Source organism: Halopseudomonas sp. L-58, assembly GCF_056859475.1.
Genome location: NZ_JBSXON010000070.1, coordinates 1 through 6,510 on the forward strand (window position 1 = coordinate 1; position 6,510 = coordinate 6,510).

At 56.3% G+C, this 6,510-nt stretch carries 6 protein-coding genes and 1 pseudogene; 3 read left to right on the plus strand and 4 right to left on the minus strand.

The window, feature by feature from the left end:
- Window positions 1–578: 578 nt before the first annotated feature.
- A complete protein-coding gene (locus AC13EY_RS12745; protein ID WP_228247773.1) occupies window positions 579–854 on the minus strand; it encodes a hypothetical protein in 276 nt (91 codons plus the stop codon).
- Between the two features lie 495 nt (window positions 855–1,349).
- On the opposite strand from AC13EY_RS12745, the pseudogene AC13EY_RS12750 reads away from it, so the two are divergent.
- The 3 genes and pseudogenes from AC13EY_RS12750 to lspA form a co-directional block, all read left to right on the plus strand.
- Window positions 1,350–1,490, plus strand: a pseudogene (locus AC13EY_RS12750) (MerR family DNA-binding transcriptional regulator); the annotation flags it as partial.
- 140 nt (window positions 1,491–1,630) lie between these two features.
- Entirely contained in the window at window positions 1,631–1,978 is a 348-nt protein-coding gene (locus tag AC13EY_RS12755; protein WP_036991842.1) for a DUF3703 domain-containing protein, read from the plus strand.
- The gene (gene lspA, locus AC13EY_RS12760; RefSeq protein WP_036991841.1) at window positions 1,975–2,487 is read left to right on the plus strand and encodes a signal peptidase II; all 513 of its coding nucleotides are present in this window, start codon (window positions 1,975–1,977) and stop codon (window positions 2,485–2,487) included. Before AC13EY_RS12755 ends, lspA begins: the two co-directional genes overlap by 4 nt.
- Before the next feature lie 399 nt (window positions 2,488–2,886).
- Here lspA and AC13EY_RS12765 read toward each other — a convergent pair whose 3' ends face one another.
- The 3 genes from AC13EY_RS12765 to lnt all read right to left on the minus strand — a co-directional run bounded on the left by AC13EY_RS12765 (window position 2,887) and on the right by lnt (window position 6,414).
- A complete protein-coding gene (locus tag AC13EY_RS12765; RefSeq protein WP_036991839.1) occupies window positions 2,887–3,471 on the minus strand; it encodes a protein-disulfide reductase DsbD domain-containing protein in 585 nt (194 codons plus the stop codon).
- Window positions 3,472–3,487: 16 nt separating this feature from the next.
- A complete protein-coding gene (locus AC13EY_RS12770; RefSeq protein WP_220469429.1) occupies window positions 3,488–4,681 on the minus strand; it encodes a protein-disulfide reductase DsbD family protein in 1,194 nt (397 codons plus the stop codon).
- Between the two features lie 254 nt (window positions 4,682–4,935).
- Window positions 4,936–6,414, minus strand: a complete 1,479-nt coding sequence (lnt, locus tag AC13EY_RS12775) for an apolipoprotein N-acyltransferase (RefSeq protein WP_482876866.1) — start codon at window positions 6,412–6,414, stop codon at window positions 4,936–4,938.
- Window positions 6,415–6,510: the final 96 nt, after the last annotated feature.

Below are 6,510 nucleotides of genomic sequence, written 5' to 3' on the forward strand. Positions count from 1 at the left end.
CACAGCGAGGGATAGTCGCCGCGATGCTCTTGCACCATCCGCACGGCTCGTTCACGGACTTCAGGGGAAAACTTGTTTGTCTTGTTCATGGCTTCATCTTCTCAGGAGTTGAAGCCTCCGCGAAACCCGGGGCGGTTCAAATTCGCCAAAAAACCACCGAGCATGGTCGCTATCCTCGTAGCCCTCGGGCGGCGTGTAAACGGTCATGATCTCGTCCTTGCGCAGCACGCGGCCTCGATCTCTGCATCGATGTCAACACTGCCACGCGCATGGGTGAATAGATGCACCGCACCGCCACCGATAATGAAGACATTGAGCTAGCCTGGTGGGTTGCCGTCCAGTAGCGGCAAGGCCTGGACGAACAGATTACCAATGGCCCGGCCCAGCGGCGTAGCTAAACGGACAGGGTCTGCGGCCCCCTCATTGGCAGTCTCGAGAGTGTCATCTTCACTTCCACTCAGCTCATCTGGTAGTTCGATGCTGCATAGTGGAAACCTCATTCATGGCACAATGGATTCGTTTAGGCCGGGCTTCACCCGTGGCCCATTCGCCGCTTGCTCATCTTCAAGGACAAATTTCTAAGAGTCTTCGTAGCTGCGGCTGCTCGCCCATTCCAAGTCATACTGCACTTCAAGGTGAAAAGCCTCATAGAGTCGCCTGGCCTTCTGGCTGGCGTGCTCCAAGGCCTTCTCCACCCCGGCTTCTGTGAGGGCTGGGAGCTGCTCACGAAGCGACGCGAGCTTCACATAGACGGCATAAGCTGCATCGCGACTCTGGGCGGCATTCCCTTCGGCAATTTTTCTGTTCAATCCAGCCATCAACTGTTCTATCTCAGTCGTCTTAACGTCAGTCATAAGCTACGCGCCTCTGTTTGGGTAAATGGGAGTGGCTGTCGATCCGGTTGGCCAGGCTTTCAATGCCAGGATTCGGCGCGGACCGTTGAGTACGATGAGGCCAGCGACCGTACCAATCACCAAATCTGGATAGGAAGAAGCCAAGTGATTCTAGCTTGGTCGCGATCTGGTCAACCGAACCGTCATGCAAAGCGCGCACCTGTCAGCTGCTTAGATCAAAGGCCAACGAATTGAGCTCAGGAAAGCCATTCAGCGCGAGCCGAATCATTCGTTCTTCTGAAGAGCAACCCATTTTGGGCACTGCTGATCCATGCTCCTTCATTCAAAGGCGCGGTTGCCGCTTCAGTGGTTGCCGACACGGGGCCACAGCCACTGGGTTTCTCACAGGAATTCATGATCAGCTTCTCCTATAGAACTTGATCCTGCCGATTAAAAACCATGTAGCAGGCATAGGGTCAAGCCTGGATATACTGGCTTTTTACCAAGGGACAGACTATTCGCATCGGCCAACTTGCACATCAGGCGGGGGTGGACATTCAGACGATTCGTTTTTATGAACGTCAGGGACTGCTTCCACCGCCTAATCGCGAAGACACTGGCTATCGAACCTATAAAGCAGACCATGCGGACAAACTGCTGGCCTGCTGGGGGGCGACAAACCTCTTTTATGATTTCGGCTTCAAGTCATTTTTCGCGTCGCCTGAATCCATAGCGCTTGACCCTATAGCTGCTATAGGGTGTTCACTTAGGCAATCTGCTGCGTAAGTGAGATCCAGATGAATACCGCTCTCCGCATTGCCATCGATGAGGCCTTTTTCCAAGCTAGGAAAGCACTCAGTGAAAAGGCGCCAACCGAGGCTTTCTCTTGGCTGGAGCGAGCCCACATATTGAGCCAGCGAATGGCTATTCTTCATGCTCAGAGCCATTGGCTGATGCTAAGGGCTGGCTGGCAGTTGCGCGACTTTCGAGAGGTGCCCAGCCAAGTTCCGCGAATCATAGCGGCCCTGCTGTTCTCTAAGATCTGGGTGCCGCTCGGAAACAGCGGGCGCGCCAGGGTCAGTGCTTTTGCTCCGATGCCCATCTCACCGGAGCTGCAGCGACTTCTTCAAGGAGAAACGCGATGAGCTCGTCTCCTAGAAGGTCACTTCTCGCTGCTCCCTGGTTCTGGTGGATGCTATCGCTGGCCATTGCCTCGGCCGACCTAGCGATGAAAAGCGCAGTTACGGGTTCGCTCCCGGTCGGCACCGTGATTCCTTTCACCCCGTTCTTCAATCTGGTTCATTTCTGGAATACCGGTGCAGCGTTCAGCTTCCTGGCTGACGCGGGCGGTTGGCAGCGTTACTTCTTCATCGTCATAGCTTTGGTCATTTCAATCGTGCTGGCTCTGGTATTGCGTAAGCCCAGAGTCAACAGTGAAGCGCTAGGCTATAGCCTTATCTTGGGCGGGGCAGTTGGGAATCTGATCGATCGCGCATTTCGAGGCCATGTAATCGACTACCTGGATTTTTACTGGCAGTCCTGGCATTGGCCTGCGTTTAACCTGGCGGATATTGGTATCGTCGTCGGCGCCGCCATGTTGATCCTGGGCAGTTTGCTGAGCCCAAAGGCGGAAGCCGGCCGAGTCAAAGAATGAAAGGCTGACCCTCAACAGTTACGGTGCGCTGGGCAGGCAATCCCGCAAGGACCAGGCGACCCGCATGTTAACCATCGCTGTCCGGGAGAAGGCGTTGCCGGCGCCTTGATGAGCGTTGCAGCCCGTTTTCTGGCTCGCTCGCTCCAATACGAGATTCCCCAACAAGATTTATCGATTATCTGGGACAGGATGCCGACACTTCCCCGAAGCCACTTCATCATGCGGAATGTGCGAATTACAATGTAAGTTTGCCGTTTAACGAAGCGAGTCTCGCCCATCTCTAGACATGAACTCTGGCATGGCCTTGAGCTGCCAAGAGCAACCACGGCAATCGGGATACTCTGAATAAGCTGTTCACAGTCATTCCCCAGTTGCGTCACTTCCAAAGTGCGTTCTGACTTATTGTCGGCTGGTATCGTCCAGATTCAGCGCAACAGGCATGTCAGTCGGTGCCAGGCAGACGCCCTCGTCACTGCAGGCCTGCGCCCGTACAATCATTTCGAGCCTGCCTACCTTTTCCAGCACGGCAATCTGTTTTCCGTCGGGCCGCAGCCGAATACTCGCACCATCGTCATACACCTCAAGGGCGGTGTCACCCAGCACAATGTCACTGACCCGGCCGCGCGGGTACTGCGTCGGGATTTCAAGCGCTTGGCCGTTGACTGAAGAATTGACGACAGTGGGAATCAGGAACTCCATAGAGGCCGGATTGGCATTCACGTGCCAGCCCGGTTCAATGTTCAATGTCAGAACGAATTCACCAGGCTTTCCCGCCAATGCTGCGTCGCCTTTCGCAAGAGTGAGGCGTACCTTATCAGCGGAATTCGCCAATCCTGTTCGGGCCGAAACCGGGACTTCAAGAGCGGCTCGTTCAGTCTGGACAGCGTCGGGGTTGTTTCCGTTGGTGTCGATCAACATGAACGCAGCGATCGCGAGGAGAAAAGCCACTACACCAGCCAGCAATCCTTTATGTCGAATCACCATGATTCATCTCCAGTATCTAAGGTTGTAGGTTTTCGGTACGACTGATAGCTTCGACCAAGCTGTCGGCGTCAAAAAGCCCCGTGAAACGGGCGATAACGGTGCCGTCACCGTCAATAACCACTGCGAAGGGTAAGGCCTGCCCACCGGTCGCAGTTAATAGCGCATCTTTTTCGGGGTTGCTCGCTGTCACGTCCACTTGTATAGGCACCATCTTGGTGCGCCGCACGGCTTTGGCCACGGAGGGCTCTTGGTAGACCGTGCGCTCAAGTATCTTACAGTTGATGCACCAGTCGGCGGTGAACTCCAGCAAATAGGGTGTGCCCCGGGCTTTTGTCTCCGTCAGTAACTTTGCGGAGTAGGGTTGCCAGACGAGTTCGTCTCCGTTGCTGTCCAGCGGGGATGCAAATCCCATAGTCATCGCAAGGGCAAGGCCTGCCGCCGTTGTGGTGATCACACGCACGGTACCATTACCCTGGACGAAACGGCGAGCACCCCAGGCCAGCACCAGTGCCAGCCAAGACCACCATAGCCAGGGATAAACCGCTTTGGGCATCAGGCTCGCGCTGAAGAAGACGGCTGCGGCCAGCAAGACCAGCGCGAGCCCTTCTCGAATGGCCAGAGTCCAGGGCCCCGCCTTGGGCAACCGGCTCAGCCACTTGGGTTTGAGGATCAGTGCCGCGTAGGGCAGCGACAACCCCAGCCCGATACTGCCGAATATCCCCATAGTTACCGGCGCCGGCTGGGTAACGGCAAAGGCTAGGACTCCACCCAGGAAAGGACCAGCACAAGGTGCAGCCAAAACCGCACTCAATAACCCCGATAAGAATGCTTCAGAGTAACGCCGGCCATGGGCCGAGGCGGCGAACGACGGGATCGGAATGGGCAAATCCAGCCACGTGACCACCGCAAACCCGACCAGCAAGGCAACAAGGATACCAACGAACACCGCGGACTGAAACAAAGTGCCCCAGCTCCACTGAAGAAATGCGGTCAATCCGCCCAGCGTCAAGAAAAACGCGAGTGTTCCTGCGGTGAACGCCAATGCGGCCAGCACGCGGTGCGATCGTTGGCTGCCCGCCTCTCGTAAGATAGTCCGGACCTTAATAGGAATCGCGGGCAAAACGCAGGGCGTCAGGTTGAGCAGCAAACCTGCCACTGTCGCCATTAAGAGCTGGCTGGCGATGAGTAAAGAGGGAATGTGATCGATCATTCAGCTATTCCAGCCCTTCCCACGATTCCCGACTGAAACGTCCGGTCTGACCCCGCCATTGGCCGCTTGCATCCTTAAACAGAAGGTTGTTTGAGTGCTCATATCTCTTCTCCATATAGACGCCGCCAACATTAACAGGAGCGAGAGCCACAGCAACGCATCGCTTTCCCGGCTTGTGAGCTTTTTTCTTGATAGCCAATTGCCACATGTAGACAAATCCCTTCCTCCTCATCCGATTTAAAATCTGCTCGCTGTCATGTACCCAAGCGATGATACTGCCGAATTCGACGAAGCAGGAGCAAGCCGAGTCCGAGTGCGATCACGCCAAGGACAGGCCAATCCCGCCAGCGCACATAAGGGGTTGCGCCAGTTCTGGGGGTCACTTCGGCACTGAGGGTGGCTACGCGGAATTGAGGAGCGCGTGTAAGAACCTTTCCCTCGTAGCTGACAGCTGCTGTGATACCCGTGTTCGTGGCTCGCAGTAGGTCACGTCCGGTTTCGATGGCACGCATGCGGACCATCTGAAAGTGCTGGAAAGGGCCGAGCGAGCTGCCGAACCAGGCATCGTTACTGACATTCACCAGCAACTGCGCTTCGGGCAGAAACTCCGTGACTTCAGCACCAAAGACCGCCTCGTAGCAGATGAGTGCCCCTACAGGCACCCCTGCTGCCTTCAGGACGTGCGCTTCCCGTCCCGGTGTGAAATCGGACATGGGCGCCCCGAGCACGTCGAGGGACGAACCCAAAAACTCCCGAAACGGAACATACTCACCGAAGGGCACCAGGTGACGTTTGTAGTAGAAGCCTGAGGGATCGGAGAGGCTTGTCACCGCGTTGTAGGTGCGACCGTCCTCCTCGCGTATCGGGACGCCAATCATCAACGAGGTGCCGGCCTGATCGGCTAACGCCTTAAGCTCAGCAAGATATTCTCTAGCCTCGTCATGCCACATCGGGATTGCCGTTTCTGGCCAAATCACAATGTCGGCCCCGAGATGCTGCTTCGTAAGCGCCTGATAACGGTCCAGCGTGATTCCCCGTGAATCCGGGTCCCATTTTCTGTCTTGCGCGATGTTTCCTTGCAAGAGGGCAATATTGATAGGATCAGCGGCTGGCTGCGTCCACTCATGATCCAGGAGCTGCAAGCTGGCAAGAGTAGCGGTTAACACGGCACCGGCTACCGCTGCACGGCGCAGGCTTGGATTTAAAACAACCCAAGCCAGGCCGCCAGCGAGCAAGGCCACCAGAAAACTCACGCCAAGCACACCAAAGACAGGCGCGATAGTGGCGAGTGTGGTGTCGGTCTGGCTGTAGCCGACAAAGAGCCAGGGAAAGCCGGTTAAGAACCAGGTGCGCATCCATTCACTCAACACCCATGTCGCTGGTAGCCCTAGCCAGAGGGCCGTCGCATCCATCTCAGGGTGCAGGCGGCGTACGAGGTACGCGACGCCCCATGGAAAGAGGGCAAGCAGCGAGACAAAGGCCGCTGTAGCTAACATCCCCACCACGGGGCCATTGCCGTACTGGCTGATGCTGACGAAGACCCAGGAGACACCTACACCGAAGTAACCAAGGCCAAAGAAGTAAGCCGACCATAACGCCTGACGCTTTGAAGGTTGCGCGGTCAGGACAAACAATGCGGCCAGAGCGACCACCGCAAGCCATGCCCAACCAAAAGGGGCAAAGGCAAGCTGAACCGCCCCGGGTTTCGCGGAGGCTTCAACTCCTGAGAAGATGAAGCCATGAACAAGACAAACAAGTTTTCCCCTGAAGTCCGTGAACGAGCCGTGCGGATGGTGCAAGAGCATCGCGGCGACTATCCCTCGCTGTGG

Coding starts and splice junctions, on each gene's coding strand:
- lspA (WP_036991841.1), top strand. CDS start 1,975: ATGAGCTCGTCTCCTAGAAGGTCACTTCTCGCTGCTCCCTGGTTCTGG.
- AC13EY_RS12755 (WP_036991842.1), top strand. CDS start 1,631: ATGAATACCGCTCTCCGCATTGCCATCGATGAGGCCTTTTTCCAAGCT.
- AC13EY_RS12765 (WP_036991839.1), bottom strand. CDS start 3,471: ATGGTGATTCGACATAAAGGATTGCTGGCTGGTGTAGTGGCTTTTCTC.
- AC13EY_RS12770 (WP_220469429.1), bottom strand. CDS start 4,681: ATGATCGATCACATTCCCTCTTTACTCATCGCCAGCCAGCTCTTAATG.
- AC13EY_RS12745 (WP_228247773.1), bottom strand. CDS start 854: ATGACTGACGTTAAGACGACTGAGATAGAACAGTTGATGGCTGGATTG.